Below are 480 nucleotides of genomic sequence, written 5' to 3'. Positions count from 1 at the left end.
GACCTCGACCGCTTCCGGTGTGTGCTCGGCGAACGATTCGGCAGTCGCGAACCTCGGGTCGTCGATGTAGCCCTCCAGGTCCATGTGCCGGCAGACGTCGGCCCAGAACTTGGTCGGCTGCATCATCACGAACGAGATGTAACGGTCGTCCGCGGTGCCGTACAACCCGACGAGCGGGTTGATCGGCGACCCGTGCACGCCAGGTGGCGGTGTCACCATCAGTTGGTTCAAGTGCTGGGTGAGCGCCACGGTGTGTCCCATCGACCACAGGCCGCTGCCCAGGAGCGATACGTCCACTACCGACGGCTCACCGGTGCGCTCCCGCTTGAACAAGGCCGCGGCGATGCCGCCGGCCAGGTTGGTGCCCGAGATGGTGTCGCCGTAGGCAGGCCCGGGTGGGGCGATCATGCCCTCCATCCCGGCCGGCGTGATCGTCGCGGCGGTGCCGGCCCGGCACCAGAACGCGGTCATGTCATAGCC

The 480-nt window shown here is 67.5% G+C and carries 1 protein-coding gene; it reads right to left on the bottom strand.

Annotation, left to right across the window (positions count from 1 at the left end; genetic code table 11):
- The coding region (locus tag RNC47_RS36425; protein WP_311605155.1) for a CoA transferase at positions 1-480 on the bottom strand (480 nt) is incomplete at both ends.

The sequence above is a fragment of the Streptomyces millisiae genome, assembly GCF_031845425.1.
Lineage (GTDB): Bacteria > Actinomycetota > Actinomycetes > Streptomycetales > Streptomycetaceae > Streptomyces > Streptomyces millisiae.
Note: the sequence above shows the minus strand (reverse complement) of the source record. Positions and strands in the feature narration are given on the sequence as shown.